The sequence below is a fragment of the Mycolicibacterium confluentis genome (assembly GCF_010729895.1).
In the GTDB taxonomy this organism is placed as follows: Bacteria; Actinomycetota; Actinomycetes; order Mycobacteriales; family Mycobacteriaceae; genus Mycobacterium; species Mycobacterium confluentis.
Map to the genome: position 1 here is coordinate 5,043,365 of NZ_AP022612.1, position 22,857 is coordinate 5,066,221.

Genomic DNA, 22,857 nt, shown 5'->3' on the forward strand with positions numbered 1-22,857 from the left:
CGGCCGGGTCAATCGTGTTCGCTTTGCAGCGACACCACGGTGATGTCCGGCCGGGCTCCGATCCGCACCGGCGGTCCCCAGTAGCCCGCCCCTCGCGTGACGTACAGCTGAGTGGAGTCCACCCGCGACAGCCCGGCGAGGGAGGGCTGCACCATCGACACGACGTGATGGAACGGCCACATCTGACCGCCATGGGTGTGGCCGGACAACTGCAGATCAACGCCACGCTGGGCGGCTTCGGTCACCTGCACCGGCTGATGGGCGAGCAGCACCGTCGGCCGGACCGGGTCAGCACCGGCCAGGGCCCGCTCGAAGTCGGGCCCATCAGCCCGCCGTGCGCCGACGATGTCGTTGACCCCGGCAAGGGTGAATGCCCCGCGACCCCGCCGGATCGGGGTGCTCTCATTCCTCAGGGTGTTCACCCCCAGTCGCTCGAGTTCGCTCAGCCACGACTCCGAGTCCTCGGTGAAGTACTCGTGATTGCCCGTCACGAAGAACGTCCCCTCCGGCGCCGCCAGATCACCCAATGGCGCAGCCGCGGAACCGAGTTCAGCCACCGTGCCGTCGACCAGGTCGCCCACGATCGCGACCAGGTCCGGCTCGGCCTCGTTGATCATCCGGACGATCCGTTCGGTGTGCCCGCGCCCGGCCAGCGGCCCGAGATGGATGTCGGAGACGACCGCGATCCGGAAGCCTGCCAACGCCGGATCCAATCGGCGTAAGCGGACGGGCACGTTCAGCACGTCGGGCCGGCCCAGCGCGGTCGTGGTGCCGACTCCGATCAGCCCGACCGACACTGCTCCCGCCGCGGCGGCGCCGGTGCGGGCCAGAAAGAGCCTGCGGTCCAGCGAGGGCCCGGACTCGGGTGCAGCAGGCGGAGTGCGCTTGACCCAGCCCCGCAGTGCCAGCCGGACCGGTTCGAGGGCCAGAAGCACGAGGAAGAGGTACGCCGCGAGCCCGAACCACAGATAGCCCGGCCAGGCGTACCAGCCCGCGCCGGTCAGTCCGGCCACCCGGGGCCCGAGCAGGGCACAGACGATGAGGACGAACCCGGCGGCGATGGCCGCGGTGCCGATCCGGCGGGACCGACCGGGCGCTGCGGTGTCCTTGACGAGGCGTTTCCACAGGTAGGCGTGCATGAGGGCAAGGATCACTGCGAGGACGACCAAGAACACGAGGCTCCTTGGGGACGGGGCGGACACCGGTGACGCGCGGCTGTCACCACCAGCAGCCTCCCACCCCGGCGTCTCACCGATCGGCACCGACCTCTGATTCACGTCACAGTCGCGTTACCCCTTACGTGGACCGGGGTATTGAATCCCTGACCGACGGGACGCGAGGGTGAGCGACCAGTTGGTACGCCGTGCCGGGTGGACCTCAGTGGCCGCTCGCGAGTAGCCGAAGGGGCCGGAAGTGCAGGAAGAAAGCGAGTCTGAGCCGTTCGAGAAGATCGTCTCGGCACTGGACTACCCGGTGTTCGTGGTGACGACGACGAGCGGTGACGGCCCATCGGGGTGTCTGGTGGGATTCGCCAGCCAGACCAGCATCCACCCGCCACGCTTCCTCGTCGGCCTGTCGCGGCGCAACCGCACGTACCGCGTCGCCCAAGGCGCGACACATCTGGCCGTCCATCTGCTCGGTCGAGAAGCCGCTGACCTCGCGGCGCTCTTCGGGGGCCAGACCGGTGACCGAGTGAATAAGTTTGATCAATGCGAGTGGCACGAGGGTCCCGCCGGGATGCCCATACTCGACGGGGCCGCCGCCTGGTTCGTCGGCGAGATCCGTGACCGCTTCGACCTCGGGGATCACGTCGGCCATCTGTTGCAACCGACTGCCGGCACGGCGCCGGACGGCCTGCAGAATTGGCTCAGCTTCGCCGATGTCCGCGACCTCGAACCGGGTCATGACGCGTGAGCCGCCCCGACGACCCGCACGTCGAGATCCTCACCGACAGCACCGGACTGCGCGAGTTCTATCGAGACGCACCCTTCGGGGTTCGAGCCAACATGATCTTCAGCGCCGACGGCGCCGCGGCGTTCGCCGGGAGAGCGGGGCCGCTCTCCTGCCCTGCGGACCAACGACTGCTGGTTGAGCTGCGTGGATACGCCGACGTCGTGCTCGTCGGAGCGGGCACCGCGCGGGCCGAGGGGTACGGACCCGCGCGACTCTCCGAACAGCAACGGGCCGAACGTGCCGCCGAGGGCAGGTCGCCGCTGCCCCGCATCGCCGTGGTGAGCCGCACCGGGCGACTTCCAGAGTCGCTGTTCACCGATCCCAGGCAGCGTCCAATCCTCATCACCAGCGCACATGCCGCGAGGCGGTACGGCCTGCGCCCCGACTCGCGCCACGAGGTCGTCCTGGCCGGCGACGAGTCCGTCGATCTGAGGGCCGCCGTCGAGACGTTGACCGACGCAGGCATGGGGCGAATCCTGTGCGAAGGCGGCCCGACTCTGCTGAACGACATGGTCACGGCGGGCCTACTGAAGGAGCTGTGCGTGACGACGGCCCCGAAACTGGCTGGAACTCAGCCGGTGGGTGCCGCCACGATCAGCACGCTCCTCACTCCCGGGGCGCTTTCATTGCGCCACGTCCTGGTGCATGAGCAGTTCCTGTTCAGCAGGTACGCCCTAGCCGGCTGAGACCTGGGGCCAATCTCCCTGCGGAAGAACACCTTCGGGGGAATGCAGGTGCCAAATTTTCTACAGAACACCTTTGGCACTCTCGACTGTCGAGTGCTAATCTGGCTCTCGCACAGTGATTGAGTCGCCCGCCAGGGTGGCGGGCTTTCATGTCGAGGAGGTGGATTGCTGTGCTTCGTTTCGATCCGTTCAGTGACCTTGATTCGGTTGCCCGGGGACTGCTGACGAACCAGGCCGGATCAAGTCGCGCACCCCGTTTCATGCCCATGGACCTGTACAAGGTCGACGACCACTATGTCCTCACCGCCGACCTCCCGGGCGTCGATCCCGGATCGGTCGACGTCGGCGTCGACAACGGGACCATGACCATCACGGCACATCGGACCGCCCGTTCCGAGGAGTCCGTCCAGTGGCTGTCCAACGAACGGTTCTCCGGAACCTACCGGCGCCAGTTGTCACTGGGTGAAGGTGTCGATGCCGAAAAGATCACCGCCACGTACGAGAACGGCGTGCTGACGATCACGATCCCGCTGGCCGAGCGCGCCAAGTCGAGGCGCATTGAAGTCACCCATGCGGCGCAGGCCCGCTCGATCGAACCGACGACAGTCGACGCCGACAACTAGAGCGGCGCGGGGAGGTGGCCACGGTCCACTGGATTCGTGGCCACCTCCGCCGCAACCCGCGAGTGATGACTCTCCCCAGGCCTCGATCCGTGCACCCGAATCCGTGCGCTCAGCTCCCCAACATGAGTTTGCAGGCATGACGTGGCGGGTATCTCGCAGTGGCGCCCCTTGGCCCGCGGTGTTCCCGAATGCGCGGGCCATCCCCCGTGGCGCAGCCCGACGCTGGAGGAGATATGGCCGCAACCCCGAAGTCCGCAAATGACATCGCGCCCGTTCCCGGTACCGACCTGCAGGGGGCGGTGGGGCCGGGCTCAAGTGGTTATCTGACCACTGCACAAGGGCTTCGGATCCCCGACACCGACCATTCACTCAAGGCCGGGGAACGCGGTCCCACCCTTCTCGAGGACTTCCACCTGCGCGAGAAGATCACCCATTTCGACCACGAGCGCATCCCCGAACGGGTCGTGCATGCACGCGGCGCCGCGGCCCACGGCGTCTTCGAGTCCTACGGCACCGCCTCGCGCTACACCCGCGCCGCCTTCCTGGGCGCCAAGGGCACCAAGACCGACGTCTTCTGCCGCTTCTCCACCGTGCTGGGGTCACGCGGGTCTGCCGACACCGTCCGCGACACCCGGGGGTTCGCGGTGAAGTTCTACACCGACGAGGGAAACTTCGACCTCGTCGGCAACAACATGCCGGTCTTCTTCATCCAGGACGGCATCAAGTTCCCCGACATCATCCACGCCGGAAAGCCGCACCCGGACAGGGAGATTCCGCAGGCGCAGTCGGCGCACGACACGTTCTGGGACTTCGTGTCCCTGCACCCCGAGGCCACCCACCACGTGTTCTGGAACATGAGCGACCGCGGCATCCCCCGGTCGTTTCGGACCATGGAGGGGTTCGGTGTGCACACGTTCCGCCTGGCCAATGCCAAGGGTCAGACGGTGCTGGTGAAGTTCCACTGGAAGCCCGTGGCCGGTGTGCACTCGCTGGTCTGGGAGGAGGCGCAGATCGCGGCCGGGTGTGACCCGGACTTCCACCGCCGGGACATGGCCGACGCCATCGATGCGGGGGCATTCCTGGAGTACGAGTTGGGGATTCAGGTGATGCCGGACGACGCCACCCACACGTTCGAGGGCATCGACCTGCTGGACCCGACCAAGATCGTGCCCGAGGAACTCGCAGAGGTTCAACTCGTCGGCAAGCTGACGCTGAACCGCAACCCGACGAACTTCTTCGCCGAGACCGAGCAGGTGGCCTTCCACATCGGCAATCTGGTGCCCGGCATCGAACCGACGAATGACCCACTGCTGCAGGCCAGGCTGTTCTCGTATCTCGACACACAGTTGACTCGTCTGGGCGGACCGAACTTCACCCAACTGCCCATCAACCGTCCGCACTGCCCTGTCAACGACATGCTGCGGGACGGTATGCACCAGACCGGCGTTCACACCGGGGTGGCGCCGTATCGTCGCAACAGCCTCGATGACGGTCTTCCGGAGGTCGCCACGGCCGCCGAGGGGGGCTACGTCCCCACACCACGTGCGGTCGAAGGTCCCGTCGTCCGCGCGCAACCGCAGTCCTTCGACGACCACTTCAGCCAAGCCGCGATGTTCTATCACAGCCTGACCCAGGTCGAGCAGGTGCACCTGGTCGAGGCGTTCACGTTCGAGTTGGGCAAGTGCTACGAGCAGTCGGTCAAGGAACGTGAACTGCAGGTGCTCGCGAATGTCGACGCCGACCTGTGCGCCCAGGTGGCCGCGGGCCTGGGGCTTCCCGCCCCGAAGGGCACCCCTCCCGCGGACGTGACGCCATCGCCCGCACTCTCCCAGGTGGTCACGGTTCCGGGCCCGATCACCGGGCGCCAGGTGGGCATCATCGCCGACTCGGAATCGGATCTGGCCGGGATATCGCAGCTGGTCAAGGTCCTGATCAAGGCCGGGGCCGTCCCGTTGGTGACCGCCCCCACCGGCGGCATCCTGAAGAAGGGCCGTCGCAGCCTCGTAGTCGAACGCACGCTGCTGACGGCACGGTCCATCGAGTTCGACGCCGTGATCGTCGCGGGTGGCCTCGAAACGCCCCCCGACATCAAGCTCGTCCTGCTGCTGCAGGAGGCCTACCGCCATTGCAAACCGGTCGGTGCCTGGGGTTCGGGAACCAATGCCCTTGCGGCGGCCGGTATTTCCGAGCAGGACCCCGGCGTGCTGGTGTCCGCCGAGGCAGACCGCGCTTTCGCCGACGCGTTGACCGCAGCGCTGGGCATGCACCGCGTGTGGGAGCGGGCGGAGCAGATCATGTCCTCGGCCGCGCCCCCGGTGCGCAGCGCACCCGTGGTCAAGCGCCGCAAGCGGTGACCACGGGCGTGGGTTTGACCACCCTCAGCATGGGCACCCGAAGGGCATGAAAGCCTCCGAAGTTGCTGCACTGCCCTTCCGTGCCGGCGCCGCGATTCGGCACGCCAGGTTGTTCCACCCCGACGGTGTGCTGTGCGGGGGAACACTCCGCCGCAGCGCGGCCTCGGGCGTGGGCCTGCCGCTCGCCGACAGCGATGTGGTGGGGCGTCTTTCGAAAGGGGTGGGCACACCCGACGGACTTCCCGACTTCGCGGGCCTGGCGTGGCGCGCCCACGCACAGGGCAGCGCCCAGCCGTGGGATGTGTTGATGGTCTCGGCCACCGCGCGCCTGCTGCTGCACCCGACAGGGTCGTGGTCTTCGCCGACGTTCTCCACGCTCATGCCCTACGGATACCGTGGCGGGGTGTTCTGGCTGCGCGCCGGCTTGACGGCGCCAGGGGATCTCGCTGGCCTCGACGTCGATGCACTGCGACGCCACATTGCCGCTGACGCGATCGTGTTCCAGATCGAGCAGGCACAGGGCCGCAACAGCTTCGAACCGCTGGCCACACTGGAGTTCGGGCGTGAACTCGACAGTTCATGGCCGCCTGAGGATGTGTCGTTCGACCCGACCCTCAACACCGCCCCAGAGGTCACCCTGTTGCCCCACTGGTTGGCTGCGGTGCGGCGTCGCGCCTACCGCAGCAGCCGACAGGGCCGCGACGCCGAGTAGCAGGCGTTTTCCGGTCCGCCGATCTGGGTATGTGCAGCACATGCTCACTGTGGTTGCTCCGCGCCTGCCCGAGGCCGTCGGTCCTGTGTCCAGTCAGGTCGTCGAGGCCCTGCACACCGGCCGTGCTGACGCGCTGACGGGCACGTCTGCGTCTGCCTTGGCGGACGAGACCGACCCTTACGGCTTGGACCTGCACTTGGCGCTGTACACCTGCTACGAACTGCACTATCGCGGCTTCGCCGACGTCGATCCCGGGTGGGAATGGGACCCCGCCCTGCTGGGCCTGCGGGCTGGCCTGGAACGGACCTTCCTCGACGCGGTGCGCACCGAAGTCGGGGAGATCGAGGACGATGCGACCGCGGCCGACGAGATGGCGGCCCTGGCGGTCGAACCCGCCGAGGGCAGGGGGTTGTCGTACCACCTGCGCGACAACGGATCCTGGGATCAGATGCGGGAGTATTTCGTCCACGGCTCGCTGTACCACCTCAAAGAGGGCGACCCGCACGCATGGGCGATCCCCCGACTGACGGGTCAGGCCAAAGCGTCCTTCGTCGCCGTTGAATTCGACGAGTTCGGTGGCGGCCACGGAGCTCGCCTGCATCAGCAGTTGTTCGCCGATCTGTTGGATGCCGCAGGGTTGGACTCCTCCTACCTCGGCTATCTCAACGACGTGCCGGCCGAAACGCTGACGGTGGTCAACCTGATGTCGCTGTTCGGCCTTCACCGACGTTGGCGGGCCGCAGCCGTCGGGCATTTCGCCGCCACCGAGATCACCTCTCCGCCCGGCTCGCGCCGGTTGGTCGAAGCCATGGAACGCCTCGGCGCACCTGAGGTCTGCGCGGCGTTTTATCGCGAGCATGTGGAGGCCGATGCGGTGCATGAGCAGGTGGTCCGCACTGATGTCGTCGGTGACCTGGTCGCACGTGATCCCAGCCTCGACCATGACGTGGTGTTCGGCATCCGCGCCCGTGACGTGGTGGAGGGCCGCCTGGCGGCCCACATGATGGCGCGATGGAACGAAGGTGCGACCTCGCTGCGACGCGACGTCGGATGACCGCTGCGACGGGATGTCACCGAACGTCGACTACGACACGACATCCGGCTTCGTCTTGACGTGGGCTTTACGAAACGACGTCGGCTGACTGCTCGACGGATTGCGCCGCCTGCTTTTCAGATCGGGCGGCCGCGCCTCGCGCGCGACGCCGGTGGCTGGTGTCGCACAGCGGATAGTTCTTGCTCCGGTGGCATGCGCAGATCGCCACCATGAAGCGGTCGGATCGCACGGTCGTCCCGTCGGCCATTTCGATGCAGACCGGACCTTCGACCATCATGGGCCCCCCAGGCACCAGTCGGACCAAACGGGGCTCGGGCGCTGTCACAGTTTGTCCGCGCGAATCACGATGAGTTCCTCGACCCGCCGACCGAGTTCCAGCAGACGAGTCCGTTCGAGCCACGCGGCCCGGGCGTTCAGGACGGGACCGAATGGAATCATCTGCCGAGCAACGACATCGGCGCTCAGCCCGGTGCCGCGAAGGAGGTTCAAGGATCGGTCGACCCCCGAGAACTCCGAGTGCACGAGGAAGAAGGTGCCATTGGGCGCCAACAAGTCCGCGACCGACAGACACAGCGGATCCAGGATCGCGCGGCCGTCGTATCCACCGTTATAGGACTGCGGTGGGCCTGCGAGCGTCGGAATGCGCTCCCGCTCGTCCTCGAAGTCGGGGACGTACGGCGGATTACTGAGCACCACGTCGAACGGCGCGAATTCAGCAGCGCGAGTCCACGGTCCGAGGTGAACGTTCATATCCACGCCCGCCACCGCGGCGTTGGTCTTCGCCTCGTGCACTGCGCGGGGGCAGATCTCGAAGGCTCGGACGTCGGCAGCCCCCTCAGCCGCCGCGGCGATTCCCACGACGCCGCTGCCAGCACACAGGTCGGCCACGCGTTGGCCGACGATCCTGCCACTGCTCACGGCGGTGTCGATCAGCAGTTGTGAATCCTCCTGTGGGGGATACACGTCCTCTGGCACCGAGGCCGGCCAGATGCCACGTCGCGCAGTCGTCACAGGTTGCCCCTCTGTCGGTCGAGCGTAGTTCAGTTCTCACATGCCCCGATCCAGCGCTGGCCAAACGTTTCTCGGCAATGACTGGGAAACTCCGACGCAACATGCACCGCCCCGGGACCGTGTGGCCCCGGGGCGGTGTGCACGTCTGCAGGCGGGTCGGCTGTACTCAGCTGATTCCGACTCAGCTGATCCCAACGACCTCCTGCGCGATGGCCGCCAGTCGGGTCTGAGCCGCGGAGACCACGCGGGCGCGATTCTTATGCGCCTCTTCGTAGGCGATGATCACGCGGATGTCGGCCGGATCGGTGAGATCCTTGACGGCCGTCGCGGCATCGTTGACGTTGAGGTCGTCGTAGTCGGCGATGGGAAGCTCGTCGGCGTCGAGGACACCGGCGGCACTGCGGGTCGCGTGGATCGCCTCGGCCGCACGTCCGGCACCCTCGTTGCGGGTGATCTTCTCAGCCGCCTCGAGCGCCGAATCACGGGCTCCCACCAAGGTTTTAGTCGCAATCTCGGTGGTGCGCTGCCCGCGGTCAACCAACTCGGAGACAGTCGGCCGGACCGAACGCACGGCCTCAGCCGCCCGCTCCACACCACGCGCGGACCACGTCATCGGCAGGTTCACGACCCGCACCACCGCTCCCGCGGCGGCCTGGACCGGAGTACGCCGCAGCGCGGCGGGTCCCCCGAGCGCGTCCTCGGCCAGAACCGTCGTCAACCAGTCGACGGTGGCGGAATGCGCCGTGATCAACCTGGTCGCGAGCTCCTCGACGTCCTTGTTCTTCGCGGCGACGGCCAGCGCCTTGATGTACCGGGACCGGTCCAGCAACTGGTTCTCGAGCGCGAGATCACCCAGAAGTGCCTCGTCGAACGGTTCGGCCTGCTCGGTCAGCGCCTTGACGGCGGCTGCCGCGCGGCCCAGGAACGGACCGATCACATCCGGGAATCCGCCGAGGTCGCGGATCGCCTTCTCGATCGCCTCCGCACGGATTCGGCCGTTCTCAGCGTTCTGCGTCAACTCAGTGCGCACCGCTTCGGTGCGGGCCTGCGCCACTCGGGTTTCAGCGACCTGGATCTCGGTGTGCGTGAGGTCCAGGACGGTCCGGAGCTGAGCCAACAGGGTTCCCGTGTCAACCTGTGTCTTCGTCGTTGCCATAGTTCTGTTCCACCCCTTGTTTGGCTTGGTGTGTCAGCGGGCGTCGTGCACCGCTCCCTGGGTCGGTTACCCGAACCCGCAGCCGGGGTAACCGGATCAGCGAGGTGTGACAAAAGCCTCGAACCGTGTAGCGCCCGGTATATGCGGGAAGCCGCGCGGCCTGGCGGGTAGTGGCAGGGGCGCGCGCGAACCGAAGCCGATGAAGGAGAAACACCCATGACCATCTGCGCCACCTGCGGCAACGACTATGACAAGGCGTTCACTGTGACGTGGCCTGATGGCCGCGCCGAGACATTCGACAGCGTGGAGTGCGCCGCGGCTCAGCTGGCCCCGGAGTGCCGACACTGCGGCTGCCGGATCCTTGGCCACGGCATCGAAACCGACGCGGGCATCTTCTGTTGCGCCCACTGCGCGCGCAAGGACACCAACGCCGACGTCAACGACCGCGACCCCGTCCCGGCGGGCGGGTGACGGGTCGCCCGAATCAGACGGGGTGGGCGGCGCTGCGTGCGCGTTCACGCATCGACGCGATGACACCGCCGTCGTTGAGGATGTCGGTGCCGGTCAGGTAGCTGGCCCTGGCGCTGGCGCAGAACGCCAGGAGTTCGGCCATCTCCTCGGCTCGGCCCCATCGGGGCACTGCCGCGTCGGCCACCATGGCACCCGCACCGGCCTGCTCCTCCAGCCTGCCCATCTCTGTGTCGATCGACCCCGGCGACACCGACACGATCCGAAGTCCACGACCGTTGAAGCGCTCCGCCTGCGCGCTGCTGTACCACTTCACGTAGGCCTTGCTCAGCGCATAGCTGATGCCGGACCGCGCCTCCTCCGGGACGATGTTGCAGGCCGCGAGCAGTTCGGACATGAACTCATCCGGGCTGTGCTGGGCGAGCGGGAACCGGGCGACCGGAATCAACTCGTCGGGCAGCATGTGGGCGGCCATCGACGCGACGTTGACCACCGCTGCACCCTCCGGGGCGGCCCCGAAGAATGCCTCGTTGACGTTCACGGTGCCCAGGGCGTTGGTCCGCATCACGTATTCGGCGTCCCCCATGCTGGGACTGACCCCCGCCGTGTGGATCACCGACACCAGCGCACCGAGTTGGGCCGCCACATCGAACACCTCTGAGACGGCCGCGCGATCGGTGACGTCGGCGTGGACGATGATCGGGGTGATGCCCAGGTCGCGCAGTGTGGCGTCCGCGAGGTCCAGGCGGTCTCTGCGGTTGTCGCAGAGCACCACGGTGTGCTCTCGGCCCACGATCTTCGCTGTGGCCACACCCATACCGCCGGCCCCACCAGTGATCACCGAAACGCTGCTCATCAGCCGAACGTATACCGTGCCTCGTCCGGTAACACCGACGGGGTGATTCGTCCCGCTCAGCGCGGTTTCCCCCGGGGTTCGGCATCAGGCAGGCTGTTCCCACGATGAACTCCTCCCCCGCCGCCCTCCTCGACGACCCGTCGAACCTGTCGCCGCTGCACGCACTGGGGGCCGACGCCGACGCGCTGTACACGTCGTTCGCCGCGTGGGCCGAGGCGGCGGGCACGACGCTCTACCCCCATCAGGAGGAGGCGCTGATCGAACTGGTCAGCGGGGCCAACGTCGTCCTGGCCACGCCGACTGGATCCGGTAAGTCCCTCGTCGCCACCGGCGCGCTGTACGCAGCGCTGGCGGGACGGCGGCGCAGCTACTACACCGCACCAATCAAGGCGCTGGTCAGCGAGAAGTTCTTCGCACTCTGCGATGTCTTCGGCGCTGCGAATGTCGGCATGCTGACCGGCGACGCATCGGTCAACGCGGATGCCCCGATCATCGCCTGCACCGCCGAGATTCTGGCGAACGTCGCGCTGCGAGAGGGCGGAGTCCGGGGTGGCGGCCTCGACGCCATGGTCGTCATGGACGAGTTCCACTACTACGGCGATCCCGATCGGGGCTGGGCCTGGCAGGTTCCGCTGCTGGAACTTCCCGACGCCCAGTTCCTGCTGATGTCGGCCACCCTGGGCGATGTCGAGTTCCTGCGCGAGGACCTGACGCGGCGGACCGGCCGACCGACCGCGCTGGTCGCCACCGCCGAACGCCCAGTGCCGCTGTTCTACTCGTACGCGACCACCGCCATGCACGAGACCATCGGCGAACTGCTCCAGACCCATCAGGCGCCGATCTACGTCGTGCACTTCACGCAGGCCTCCGCGCTGGAGCGGGCCCAGGCCTTGATGAGCGTGAACGTCTGCACCAAGGAGGAGAAGGCCGCGATCGCCGAACACATCGGCGCCTTCCGCTTCTCCACGGCGTTCGGGTCGACGCTGTCGCGGCTGGTCCGGCACGGCATCGGGGTCCATCACGCCGGCATGCTGCCCAAGTACCGCCGGCTCGTGGAGCAGCTCGCGCAGGCCGGACTTCTCAAGGTCATCTGCGGCACCGACACTCTGGGCGTCGGCATCAACGTGCCGATCCGCACCGTAGTCTTCTCCGCTCTGTCCAAGTACGACGGCACCCGCACGCGCCTGCTCAACGCCCGCGAGTTCCATCAGATCGCGGGACGGGCCGGACGGGCGGGATACGACACCGTCGGCAATGTCGTCGTGCAGGCGCCCGACCACGAGGTGGCCAACCTCAAACAGTTCGCCAAGGTCGCCGACGACCCCAAGAAGCGACGGAAGTTGGTGCGCCGCAAGGCGCCCGAGGGAATGGTGCCGTGGGGCGAGTCCACCATGACCCGATTGGTGGAGGCGACGCCGGAGCAGTTGACCAGCAACATGCGGGTGTCCACCGCGATGCTGCTCGACGTCGTCGACCGACCAGGCGACCCGTTCGAGGCTATGCGACGCCTGTTGACCGATAATCACGAACCACGGCGCCGGCAACTGAAGCACATCCGCGAGGCCGTCGGGATCGCGCGTTCGCTGTTGCAGGCCGGAGTCGTCGAACACCTCGCCACACCCGAACCCGACGGGCGCCGGTATCGGTTGACCGTCGATCTGCCAACGGATTTCGCGCTCAACCAACCCCTCTCGACGTTCGCGCTGGCCGCTCTCGACATGCTCGACCCGGAGTCGGAGACTTACGCCTGCGACGTCGTGTCGGTCATCGAGGCCACCCTCGAAGACCCGCGGCAGATCCTGGCCGCACAGTTGAAGAAGGCCCGGGGCGAGGCGATCGCGGAGATGAAGGCCGACGGCATCGAGTACGACGAGCGCATCGAACTGCTCGACGACATCACCTATCCCCGCCCGCTCGACGAACTTCTGCACCACGCCTTCGCGGTGTACCTCCAAACCAACCCGTGGGCCGCCGACGGTCATCTGTCGCCGAAGTCCGTCGTCCGCGAGATGTGGGAGCAGGCCTGGTCATTCCGCGAACTGATCAGCGCCTACGGCCTGACCCGATCCGAGGGCGCCGTGCTGCGCTACCTGTCCGATGCGTTCAAGGCCCTGCGCTCGGGTGTCCCCGCCGCGACGCGCACCGAACAGGTCACCGACATCGTGGAGTGGCTGGGCGAATTGGTGCGTCAGGTCGACTCGAGCCTGCTCGACGAGTGGGAACAGCTCACCAGTGGCGAGGAACCGCACGCCGTTTCCGCGCCGACGACGCCACCCCGTCCGCTGACCGCCAACGAACGCGCGTTCACCGCAATGGTCCGCAATGCGCTGTTCCGTCGCGTCGAGTTGTTCGCCAGGGAGCGCTGGGAGGACCTCGGCGTCCTCGACGGCAACGACGGGTGGACCGCGGAACGCTGGAGCGAGGTCGGGGACGACTACTTCGCCGAGCACGACGAGGTCGGCACCGGCGCGGACGCGCGGGGTCCGGCCCTGCTGGTCTTCGACCGACAGCGCGACCGGTGGCGGGTGCGGCAGATTCTGGACGATCCGGCGGGTCACCACGACTGGGGCTTCACGGTCGAGGTCGACCTGCGCGAGTCCGACGAGCAGGGCGCGGCAGTGCTGCGCGTCACCCACGCGGGCCGTTTCGATACCATTGGCTTCGAAATCTGAGGGGAGGGACCCACCAGTGCGTATTGCGGTCACGGGAGGCACGGGTTACCTGGGCGCCCATTCGGTGAAGGCCATGCTCAACGAAGGGCACGAGGTCAGGCTGCTGCTCGCCCCCGGGGACACCGGCGGTGCCGTGCTCGACCAGTTTCGACTGCTCGGTCCGGTGACGGTGGTCTCCGGCGACATCAGGGCCGATTCAGCGATCACCGAGCTCCTCTCCGGCGCGGACGCCCTGTTCCACGCCGCGGGCATCGTCGGGACCAGTGAGCGCCAGGCAACGGCGATGTGGGAGATCAACGCCTACGCGACCGAGAAGATCCTGTCCCGCGCGGTCGACGCAGGACTCGATCCGGTGGTGTCGGTGAGCAGTTACAGCGCGTTGTACCCGCCACCGGACGGCGTGATCTCGGCGGATTCGCCGACGGCCTCGGGGCGCAGTGCCTACGCCAAGACCAAGGGTTACGCCGACCGCGTGGCCAGGCGTCTGCAGGCCGACGGCGCGCCCGTGGTGGTGACCTACCCGTCCAGCGTCGTGGGTCCGGCGTTCCACACCGCGGCCGGGGTGACCGAACGCGGGTGGGCCCCCATCATGCGCTACGCCGTCGCACCGAGTGTGCGGGGTGGGATGCAGATGATCGACGTGCGCGATGTGGCGGACGTGCACACGCGCATCATGACGAAGGGCCGTGGACCGCATCGCTATGTCTGCGGGGGCGTGCTGCTGACCTTCGATCAGATGATCGACGCCGTGGCGGACGGCCTGGGCCGACCAGTTCGCCGAATCCCCCTGCATCCCAGTGTGTTGCGTGGGCTCGGCCGGGTCGGTGACGTCGCCGGGCGGTTCCTGCCCCTGGGCGACGGGCTCAGCTACGAGGCGGCCATGCTGCTCACCTCGGCCACCCCCACCGATGACCGCAGCACGCGTGAGGACCTGTCGCTCACATGGCGCGATCCGCGCGGAGCCATCGCGGAGTCAGTGCGCGGACTGTCCGCTGGCAGCGGTCAGCAACTCGGCGATCCGCGCGCGTAGTTCCTCGGTGTTGTCGTCGACGGCGACGGTCGTCAGGAACAACGAAGCCCCCGCGGCCAGCACCAGCAGCGCCCGCGCGTCGAGTTCGGCGTCGCTGCGCTGAGTCGACGTGGCGGCCGGGACGTGTTCGGTGTACAGCGCCACGGCCGGGCCACTGAAGCTCCCCCACAGGGTGTTCCGCAGGGCTGGGTTCTCCTGCAGGGCGAGCAGCAGCCCCGGGACCGCGACCCGCACATCGGGCTGCGAGAACAGTTGGTGACTGCCCGCAGCCAGCCAGCCGATCCAGCCGTTCAGATCAGTTCCCGAAAAGGGTGTCAGGTCGGGGGTCTCGCCGAGGATCGCATGCAGCACCAACTCGGCCTTCGACGCCCAGCGCCGGTCCACGCTGGACCGCCCCACTCCGGCCCGCGCCGCGACCAGGCGCATGCTCAGCTCATCCCAGCCCACCTCGAGAAGCAGCTGTCGGGTCACCTCCAGCACCCGATCGTCGATCGAACTGTCGCGCGGCCTTCCAGCGGATCGTTCCGGGCTGCCGTCGCTCATGAGACCCATTGAACCGCACGGCGGCGGCGCGCGTTATGCGGGCGTTGTCACAGAGTGGCTTTCGTCCGCGCTGTATCGGGCCACGAGGTCGCGCTTGATCATCTTGCCCGTCTCGGTCCGGGGCAGCTGGGCCTCGAAGGAGATCGAGCGCGGGCATTTGTAGTGGGCCACCCGTCCGCGCAGCCATTCGATGAGTTCCTCCGCGAACTCATCGGTGGCGTCCGCCGGGTCCAGCGTCTGGACCACGGCCTTGACCGACTGACCCATGGCGGCGTCCGGGATGCCGAAGACCGCGGCGTCGAGCACACGGGGGTGCCCGATCAGCAGATCCTCGACCTCCTGCGGGTAGATGTTCACCCCGCCCGAGATGATCATGTGGTGCCGACGGTCGGTCAAGTACAGGTAGCCGTCGGCGTCGAGGTGGCCGATGTCACCGACCGATGCCCACCCGCGGTCGTTGCGCGCCGCGGCGGTCTTCTCCTGGTCCTTGAGATAGCTGAACGGCAGACCGCCTTCGAAGTAGATCTCGCCGGGTTCGCCCGGGGGAAGCTCTTCGCCGTCCTCTCCGACGATGTGCGCCGCACCACCCAGGGGCCGGCCGACCGAACCCGGGTGCTGCAGCCACTCCTCGGCGCGGATGAAGGACACGCCCACCCCCTCGGACGACCCGTAGAACTCATCGATGATCGGACCCCACCAGTCGATCATCGCGCGCTTGACCTCCACCGGGCACGGTGCCGCCGCGTGCACCACACGCCGCAGGCTCGACACGTCATAGCGGTCACGGACTGCGCTGGGCAGCTTGAGCATTCGGACGAACATGGTCGGCACGAATTGGCCGTGCGTCACCCCGTGGCGCTCGATGGCCTCAAGCGCGCCCTCGGCGTCGAAGTGTTCCAGCACCACCGTGGTGCCGCCCAGCGCCTGCACCGACATCGACCAGAACGACGGCGCGGTGTGGTACAGCGGGGCTGGACTCAGGTACACCGACGTGCCGTCGATGCCGGCTGCGCCCAGCAGCGGCGTCAGCATGACCCCGGCCTGTTCGGGCGTCACGTGCGGCAGTTCGCGACGAATCCCCTTGGGCCGCCCGGTAGTTCCCGAGGAGTACTGGAGGAGGTCGCCCTCCCGCTCGTCGGGCACCGGGGTCGTGGGATGGTGCGCGACGCAGTCCGGGTAACGCTGCCAGCCGTCCAGGTCGTCGTCGGCGAGCAACCGCAGCTCCGGAAGCGCGTCCGGCAGATGCTGTTCCAGCGTCGCGCACACGTCTGCGGTGGCACGCGATCCGATGATCGCGGCGGCCTCGCTGTTGTCGACGATGTAGGCCGCCTCCGCGGCGTTCAGGTGCGTGCTGATGGTGGCGTAGTACAGCCCGCATCGTCGAGCCGCCCACATCACGGCGTGCATGTGCTCGTTGTTCTCCATGAGCACGGCGACCGTGTCGCCCTCCCGCAGGCCCGCGGCGCGGAAATGATGCGCAAGCCGGTTGGCCCTGGCTTCGAGTTCGGCGAAGCTGAGCCGCGTTCCGGAGGGATGCAGGATGACGGCCGGTCGCTCGGAGTCAATCCATTGCCTTATCTGCATGTCAGCTCATTCCCTTCCCCGCGAGCGCTGGGTTCTGCGGAGGTCACGCCGGCAGCGGGCACGGCGGGTTGTGGCCGATGCCGCACATGTTGTGGTGCACGTAGCTCGGGATGTCGTCAGCCGGAGGCTGGGTGTCGGCGTGCTGGTTGATGAAATTGAAGCCCAGCATGAACACCATCATGATCAGGTTGAACACCGCGGTGAGCGCCAGGATGCGCACCACCGGCACCCAGCGGGTGTTGCCGAGGCGTTCGATGCCCTTGTCGGTGATCATCAGGCCGTTGTTGTCACGGAAGCAGTAGATGCCGATGGACAGCACAGTCACCACACCTCCGAAGAAAACGCCCTCGTAGAGCGGGAATTGGTGCATGGTGCCACTGAAGACCGCCCAGTCGGCATTCACCCGCAGATAGTGCCAGGCACCGATCCGGTGGAAAAACTGCTCCAGCGTGATGCACAGGAACGTGAACAACGCGATCATGAACACGATCACGCCCGCCCTGTTGATCCGCGGGAACCGCTTGCGCACCGTTTCGATCAGCTTGTCGATGCCCATGATGGCCAGCGGTGTCAGCACGATGTAGCTGGCCAGGAAGTAGATGATCGGCTGCGGGTTCTCCGCACCCTTCTCGACCCAGCCGGGGATGAACTCGCCCCACGTGCCCATGTTGAAGAAGCCGCCGTTGTAACCGAACACCGGTCGGACCGCGTTGACGCCGACGTCCTGCCAGGCTGCCAGCAGCCAGGCCAGGACGAAGACGCCGAGAGTGGGGAACTCCCTCTCCCTGCGCATCTTTCGGATGATGAACCAGAAGAGTCCCACGCCGAGCACCAGGCAGCCGATCTCCCAGAACCGGATCCACGCCATGGTGGATCCTGGGATCTCGTCGGGCCCGTTGGGCGCAGGCGTGAACTTGTCGGAGAAGATCCAGCGCAGGTAGACGTACATCTGGAAGACGACGAACACCGCGCCGAGCCTGGCCAGCCAGACGATCGGGGGTGAGTCCTTGGCACCGGTCCACAGCCGATCGAAGTTCTCCGGTTCGGTCCCGGTCTTCGGATCTGCGGTCATTCCTGCACTCCTGCCTCGGTGAAAAGTCTGACGACCTGAGTTCCGTAGTGGTTGCGACGCCGCGGGCTGACAAGGAAGCCCGGAGCCGAACAGAATCCGATGTCGGGCAACCGGTTCCGGGCGGCGAGCATCTCCTTGGCCTGATCGAGCCCGCCGCACACGGCGATGGCCCACAACATCTCCTCGGAGACGTGTCTGCCGAGGTTTTTCAAGTCACCGGCTGCGAAATCGGCTCGGATGGCGGCGACCTCGTCCTGCCACCCATGCAACTCCACGAGGAAGTCGTAGGTCCGGACGGTGAGCTCGAACGCGATCTGGCGCTTGGCATCCTCCACCGCGCGCTGCGGGTCGTCGTCGTCGATCGCGGTGGTGATCCAGCCCCAGCGCCGCAGACCGGCGGAATCACGTCCGACTCCGTCCGCACCCTCGCGCAACTGCGGATCGACCACCTCGGTCCACCACCGGTCGGTGAACAGCGGATGGCCGAGTACGCCGTCGGCCACCCGGCCCGCGGTGCGGATCATGTGCTTGTTGAACGCGCCCAACAGGATCGGCACGTCGATGCGGCCCAGCACCGGCGCCCGAATATGAGCGTTGAGCGAATAGAACTCACCGTCGAAGCTGATCTTCTCGTAGTTCTCGGCCTCCAGGAAGGCCCGGATGCACGTGACGAGCTCAGCCATCCGGCGGGCCGGGTGGCTGGAGTCCACCCCGAACCAGTCCCGGTTCATCCGTGCCGTGCCCGCGCCCAATCCCAGAAACACCCGGCCCGGCGCGATCTTGTGCAGATGCCGCATCGAGGACGCATGCACGAACGGGGATCGGGCGAACGCGTACGCGATGCCCGGCCCCGAGAGGGCGGTCGTGGTGGACCGCGCCATCTCGGTGGCCGTCACGTACGCGCTGGTGTCGGCGAACTCGCCGGAGCAGAACGCCGACGCGCACGCCTCCTCGGCGGCGCTGGCGAGTTCAGCACCCGGCCACGGCATCCCCCATCGCATCACGGTCGACCGTCAGAACTTCACGCTCGCACCGCCGTCAACCTTCAGCTGAACCCCGGTGACGTACCGGGATTCGTCAGACGCCAGGTAGCAGATGGCGTTTGAGACGTCCTCGGGCTCAACGTACGGAATCGGCATGCCCTGCAGCATCGGGAATGTCAGCAGCGCGTCGTCGACGGTGGGGTTGGGCAGGTCAGGACGGAACATCTTGTACATCTGCTCGTTGTGCAGCATCGGGGTATTGACGTTGGTGGGATGAACGACGTTGGCGCGGATGGACAGCGGCGCAAGTTGTGCGGCCAGCGCCATCGTGTACCGGTCGACGAACTGCTTGGCCAGGTTGTAGCCCGCACCGCCGGCGCCGTTGGGTCCCATGCCGCCGCCCGCACCGGCCTTCTCGGCCAGCAGACCGGCCACCGAACCCACGGTGATGACCGACGCGCCCGCGGTCAGGTACTCCAGTGCCACGTGCACGGTGTTCACCACGCCGAGGAAGTCGACGTCAAAAGCGTTGGCGAAGGCGCCGATCGGCTGCCCCTGACCCAGCGGACAGATGCCCGCGTTGGCCACCACCACATCGAGCTTGCCCAACTCGGCGACCGCGGGTGCCAACGCGGCCTGCAAAGACTCGCGGTTGCGGACGTCAACCTCGGCCGAGATCACCCGGTGCCCGGACTTCTCCACCTCACGGCAGGCCTCTTCGAGATCATCCTTGGAGGCCAGCGGGTACGAGTTGTGCTCGATGTCGGCGCAGATGTCCAGCAGGATCAGGTCTGCGCCCTCCTCGGCCAACTTGACCGCGTGACGACGTCCCTGACCCCGCGCCGCACCGGTGACGAGCACCACTTTTCCTTCGACACGACCCATCTGCTGCACCTTTCAGTTCGATCCATTGGTGTGATCCAGTTGCGCTCTCAGCAGGTGCTTCTGCACCTTTCCGCTGGCCGTCCGCGGAAGTTCCGGGACGAGCACGATGCGCTCGGGAGTCTTCTGCCGAGCCAGTCCGCACTCAGCGAAGTGTCTGGCCGCGTCGGCAACCGCGAAATTCCTGCCCGTGTTGACGACGACGAACGCACACACACGTTCGCCGTAGGTGTCGTCGGGCGCACCGACCGCGGCCGCCTCGGCGACGGCGGGATGCGCGCTGAGCACGTCCTCGATCTCCTTGGAGGAGATGTTCTCCCCACCACGGACGATGATGTCCTTCTTGCGATCGGTGATGGTGAGGAACCCGTCGGCGTCGAGTCGGCCGACATCGCCGGTGCGGAACCAACCGTCGAGCATGCTCACCGCGGTGTGCCGGACATCGGTGTACCCGGTGAAGAGCTCCGGCCCGCGGGTCAATATCTCGCCTGCGCAACCGGATTCGACGTCACGGCCGTTGTCGTCGACGATCCGCACCTCGGTGCCCGGGGTGATCCTGCCGTCGGTGTCGGCCCGCTTGTCCAGTGGGTCCTCGGGCCGGCCCGAACTGATCGTCGGATGCTCGGAGGATCCGTAGCAGCGGTAGGCCCCCACTCCGAGTCCGGCGGCGCGACGGATGAGAGCACCCGCCACCCCCGCGGCGCCCGTGGTGTACTCCCGAAGGCTGGTCAGGTCCAGCCCATCACGCTCGGCGATGTCCAGGATGCCGCCGAGGTGGATGGGCGCACCGCCGGACGTCGTGACACCGTGCCGGTCGATGAGCCGTGCCGCCCTCTCGGCATTCCACGCGTCCAGCGCCAGCGTGGTGCCCGGCCGGCAGAACATCCGCAGGATTCCCAGCGTGCCTGCGATGTGCCCGGCCGGGAAGACCGACAGCGTGGTGGACTCCGTGACGGCCCCGCGCATCTCATCCATCGAGGCCAGCTCACCGAGCAGGCTCGCGTGGGTGTGCTGGACGCCCTTGGGTTCCGCGGTGGTTCCAGAGGTGTACACCAGGAGGCACCGGCTGTGGGGGTCGACGCCGGTGACGGGCGTGAACCCGGCCGCCGACGTCTCGGCGAGGTCGGAGTAGGACACCGCGCCGGGCAGTGGATCACCCACCACGACGCGCACAGCGAGATCGGTGGCGGCATCGGCGGCCGCGAACACGTCGGCGGCGTCTCTGTTGCGGATCTGCCGTGCGGTGATCAGCGCGCGCGCACCGGACTGCCGGACGATGAACGCCACCTCGGCGGGACCGTAGATCGGCACGATCGGCAGCACGACGGCACCGGCCAGCCAGAGGGCCGCGTGGGCCGTGAAGCACTCCCGCCAGTTCGGCAGTTGGACCGCGACCACATCGCCCGGACCGATGCCGTGCGCGGTCAGGCCCGCCGCAACCCGGCGGCTCTCCTCGAACAGTTCCGCCAGATCCGAGGAGTGGGGCCGGATGTCGCTGTGGACCTCGACCCGCGATCCCGGGTGACTTCTTGCCGTCGCGCAGATCTCGTCGGCCACGGTGGCGGTCAGCATGTCAGCAGCGCACATCCCGCGATCGGGCCGCCCCCGGCGGAGATCACCGCGACTTCGGGACGACGAGGCACCGCGGTCGGCCCCGCCAGTCCCCGAAGCTGTTGGCAGGCCTCATGCAGAACCCAGTAGCCGTGCATGCGACCAGCGGACAACTGACCGCCGTAAGTGTTCAGCGGCAGTTCTCCGTCGAGCGCGATCCGCCCGCCACCGTCGACGAACGAACCGCCCTCACCGTCGGCGCAGAAGCCCAAGGCCTCGAGCCAGGCCAGGGTGAGGAAGCTGAAGCCGTCGTAGAGTTCGGCGATGTCGACGTCGGCCGGGGTCAGGGCGGTCTTCGACCACATGTCGGCCGCCGCGTCGGTCGCTGCCATCTTGGGATAGTCGGGCCGGTTGAACCAGCCACCCGTGCCTGGCGCGCCGCCGGTCGCCTCGACCGTGACCGCACCGTTGGGGGCGTTGGCCGAATGCTCGGGGGTGGACACCACGACCGCGATCGAACCGTCCACGGGCACATCGCAGTCCAGCAGCCCGAGCGGTGACGAGATCTGCCGCGCGGCCAGGTAGTCGTCCATAGTGATCGGATCCCGGTACACCGCAAGCGGATTGCGGCCCGCATTACGGCGCGCGTTGAGCGCGATCCAGCCGAGTTGCTCCTTGGTGGTGCCGTAGAGGTCCATATGCCTGCGGCAGTGCATGGCCAGCCAGTTGGCCGCCGAGTACGCGTGCGCGGCGAGGAGGTGTCCGACGTCGGCACCCATGGCCGGCATCTCCGACATGCCCTTGGCTCCGCGCTGCTTCGGCGGACCGGCGTCGGCCGTTCCACCCATCATCTGCACGGTCCGGTAGACGAGAACATGTCGGGCCCGCCCGTCCGTCACCGCCTCGCACGCCTGGACCAAGGGGGTGAGCAGGCCGCTGGGCCCGAACGGTTTGCCGAGTTCGGCGGGCTCCGGGATGCCCAGTCGGACAGCGGCTTCGGCGGCCGGAGTGTCTCCGAGCGTGCAGATGGCGTCGATGTCGGCCGGTGTCAGGCCGGCGTCCGCGATCGCTGCCTGCGCCGCCTCCGCGGTCAGTTCCACTGCCGGGATACCGCTGCGGCGTTTGATCTGGGAAATGCCGGTGCCCGAAATCACCGGGGGGCGTCCGCCCGAACCCACCATCCGAACCCTCCGTGGATAAAGTTAATTCAGTGTACTCTTCATTCGTGACCAGATCGCCCGTATCAGCCGAATCGGCCGCTGTGGCCCCGGCACCGCGGATCCTGCCCGAAACGGACGAGACGACGCGGCCGTACTGGACGTCGGGAGCGTCGGGGCAGTTGCGCATCGCGCACTGCGGGGCCTGTCGCCGCTTCATCCATCCGCCGCCGCGTGTGTGCCCGGACTGCTCGGGCCCGATCACGTTCGAGGCGGTGTCCGGATCCGGGACCGTGTTCACCTACACCGTGGCGCATCAGCAGTTCCGCCCCGATGTGCCAACACCATTCGTGGTCGCGCTCATCGAGCTCGATGAGCAGGCGGACCTGCGGGTGGTCGCCAACATCGTCGACTGTGAGCCCGACGCGGTGACCTCGGGCCTGCGCGTCTCGGTCCGTTTCGAACAGCACGGCGAGGTGTTCGTGCCGGTGTTCGCCCCGGTGGACTGAC

At 67.4% G+C, this 22,857-nt stretch carries 22 protein-coding genes; 10 read left to right on the top strand and 12 right to left on the bottom strand.

Annotated elements, in window-relative coordinates; translation table 11 throughout:
• Positions 1 to 8 precede the first annotated feature (8 nt).
• Complete coding sequence (locus G6N34_RS23815) at positions 9 to 1,175, bottom strand: metallophosphoesterase (protein ID WP_085151983.1); 1,167 nt, start codon at positions 1,173 to 1,175, stop codon at positions 9 to 11.
• Between the two features lie 238 nt (positions 1,176 to 1,413).
• On the opposite strand from G6N34_RS23815, the gene G6N34_RS23820 reads away from it, so the two are divergent.
• From G6N34_RS23820 to G6N34_RS23845, 6 genes are all read left to right on the top strand, one after another.
• On the top strand, positions 1,414 to 1,914 hold the full coding sequence (locus G6N34_RS23820; RefSeq protein WP_085151984.1) for a flavin reductase family protein: 501 nt from the start codon (positions 1,414 to 1,416) through the stop codon (positions 1,912 to 1,914).
• Complete coding sequence (locus G6N34_RS23825) at positions 1,911 to 2,639, top strand: pyrimidine reductase family protein (protein WP_234812890.1); 729 nt, start codon at positions 1,911 to 1,913, stop codon at positions 2,637 to 2,639. Before G6N34_RS23820 ends, G6N34_RS23825 begins: the two co-directional genes overlap by 4 nt.
• A 170-nt stretch (positions 2,640 to 2,809) precedes the next feature.
• Positions 2,810 to 3,262, top strand: coding sequence for an Hsp20/alpha crystallin family protein (locus G6N34_RS23830; protein WP_085151985.1), 453 nt, complete (start codon positions 2,810 to 2,812; stop codon positions 3,260 to 3,262).
• A gap of 233 nt (positions 3,263 to 3,495) precedes the next feature.
• Complete coding sequence (locus G6N34_RS23835; protein ID WP_085151986.1) at positions 3,496 to 5,616, top strand: catalase; 2,121 nt, start codon at positions 3,496 to 3,498, stop codon at positions 5,614 to 5,616.
• A 46-nt stretch (positions 5,617 to 5,662) separates the two neighbouring features.
• Entirely contained in the window at positions 5,663 to 6,328 is a 666-nt protein-coding gene (locus G6N34_RS23840; RefSeq protein WP_085151987.1) for a phosphodiesterase, read from the top strand.
• Between the two features lie 40 nt (positions 6,329 to 6,368).
• Entirely contained in the window at positions 6,369 to 7,382 is a 1,014-nt protein-coding gene (locus G6N34_RS23845) for an iron-containing redox enzyme family protein (RefSeq protein ID WP_085151988.1), read from the top strand.
• Between the two features lie 67 nt (positions 7,383 to 7,449).
• On the opposite strand, the gene G6N34_RS23850 is transcribed toward G6N34_RS23845, so the two are convergent.
• The 3 genes from G6N34_RS23850 to G6N34_RS23860 form a co-directional block, all read right to left on the bottom strand.
• Entirely contained in the window at positions 7,450 to 7,659 is a 210-nt protein-coding gene (locus G6N34_RS23850) for a CDGSH iron-sulfur domain-containing protein (protein ID WP_085151989.1), read from the bottom strand.
• A 44-nt stretch (positions 7,660 to 7,703) separates the two neighbouring features.
• Complete coding sequence (locus G6N34_RS23855; protein ID WP_085151990.1) at positions 7,704 to 8,393, bottom strand: HemK2/MTQ2 family protein methyltransferase; 690 nt, start codon at positions 8,391 to 8,393, stop codon at positions 7,704 to 7,706.
• A 181-nt stretch (positions 8,394 to 8,574) separates the two neighbouring features.
• Positions 8,575 to 9,549, bottom strand: a complete 975-nt coding sequence (locus G6N34_RS23860; protein WP_085151991.1) for a hypothetical protein — start codon at positions 9,547 to 9,549, stop codon at positions 8,575 to 8,577.
• A gap of 216 nt (positions 9,550 to 9,765) precedes the next feature.
• Here G6N34_RS23860 and G6N34_RS23865 point away from each other — a divergent pair, with 216 nt between their 5' ends.
• Complete coding sequence (locus G6N34_RS23865) at positions 9,766 to 10,020, top strand: metallothionein (protein WP_085151992.1); 255 nt, start codon at positions 9,766 to 9,768, stop codon at positions 10,018 to 10,020.
• Between the two features lie 13 nt (positions 10,021 to 10,033).
• Here the strand turns inward: G6N34_RS23865 and G6N34_RS23870 are convergent, their stop codons facing one another.
• Entirely contained in the window at positions 10,034 to 10,873 is an 840-nt protein-coding gene (locus G6N34_RS23870; RefSeq protein WP_085151993.1) for an SDR family oxidoreductase, read from the bottom strand.
• Between the two features lie 104 nt (positions 10,874 to 10,977).
• On the opposite strand from G6N34_RS23870, the gene G6N34_RS23875 reads away from it, so the two are divergent.
• Entirely contained in the window at positions 10,978 to 13,545 is a 2,568-nt protein-coding gene (locus tag G6N34_RS23875) for a DEAD/DEAH box helicase (RefSeq protein WP_085151994.1), read from the top strand.
• Positions 13,546 to 13,561: 16 nt separating this feature from the next.
• Positions 13,562 to 14,575, top strand: coding sequence for an NAD-dependent epimerase/dehydratase family protein (locus tag G6N34_RS23880; RefSeq protein WP_085151995.1), 1,014 nt, complete (start codon positions 13,562 to 13,564; stop codon positions 14,573 to 14,575).
• On the opposite strand, the gene G6N34_RS23885 is transcribed toward G6N34_RS23880, so the two are convergent.
• From G6N34_RS23885 to G6N34_RS23915, 7 genes are read right to left on the bottom strand one after another with little or no spacing between them, the layout of a single operon-like run.
• Positions 14,519 to 15,118 carry a TetR/AcrR family transcriptional regulator gene (locus G6N34_RS23885; protein ID WP_085151996.1) on the bottom strand — a complete coding sequence of 200 codons (600 nt, stop codon included), beginning with the start codon at positions 15,116 to 15,118 and terminating at the stop codon, positions 14,519 to 14,521. The two genes, G6N34_RS23880 and G6N34_RS23885, sit on opposite strands and share 57 nt — an antisense overlap.
• A 33-nt stretch (positions 15,119 to 15,151) precedes the next feature.
• Entirely contained in the window at positions 15,152 to 16,702 is a 1,551-nt protein-coding gene (gene fadD4, locus G6N34_RS23890) for a fatty-acid--CoA ligase FadD4 (RefSeq protein WP_085151997.1), read from the bottom strand.
• Between the two features lie 43 nt (positions 16,703 to 16,745).
• Entirely contained in the window at positions 16,746 to 17,774 is a 1,029-nt protein-coding gene (locus tag G6N34_RS23895; protein ID WP_163645490.1) for a spirocyclase AveC family protein, read from the bottom strand.
• Complete coding sequence (locus G6N34_RS23900) at positions 17,771 to 18,775, bottom strand: LLM class flavin-dependent oxidoreductase (protein WP_085152207.1); 1,005 nt, start codon at positions 18,773 to 18,775, stop codon at positions 17,771 to 17,773. Before G6N34_RS23900 ends, G6N34_RS23895 begins: the two co-directional genes overlap by 4 nt.
• A gap of 12 nt (positions 18,776 to 18,787) precedes the next feature.
• Positions 18,788 to 19,642: a mycofactocin-coupled SDR family oxidoreductase gene (locus G6N34_RS23905; protein WP_085151998.1), complete on the bottom strand. Its 855-nt coding sequence runs from the start codon at positions 19,640 to 19,642 to the stop codon at positions 18,788 to 18,790.
• Positions 19,643 to 19,654: 12 nt separating this feature from the next.
• Entirely contained in the window at positions 19,655 to 21,211 is a 1,557-nt protein-coding gene (locus G6N34_RS23910; protein WP_085151999.1) for a class I adenylate-forming enzyme family protein, read from the bottom strand.
• The gene (locus G6N34_RS23915; RefSeq protein WP_085152000.1) at positions 21,205 to 22,371 is read right to left on the bottom strand and encodes a thiolase family protein; all 1,167 of its coding nucleotides are present in this window, start codon (positions 22,369 to 22,371) and stop codon (positions 21,205 to 21,207) included. The genes G6N34_RS23910 and G6N34_RS23915 overlap by 7 nt, the downstream gene beginning before the upstream one ends.
• 44 nt (positions 22,372 to 22,415) lie before the next feature.
• Here G6N34_RS23915 and G6N34_RS23920 point away from each other — a divergent pair, with 44 nt between their 5' ends.
• A complete protein-coding gene (locus tag G6N34_RS23920) occupies positions 22,416 to 22,856 on the top strand; it encodes a Zn-ribbon domain-containing OB-fold protein (RefSeq protein ID WP_234812891.1) in 441 nt (146 codons plus the stop codon).
• Position 22,857: the final 1 nt, after the last annotated feature.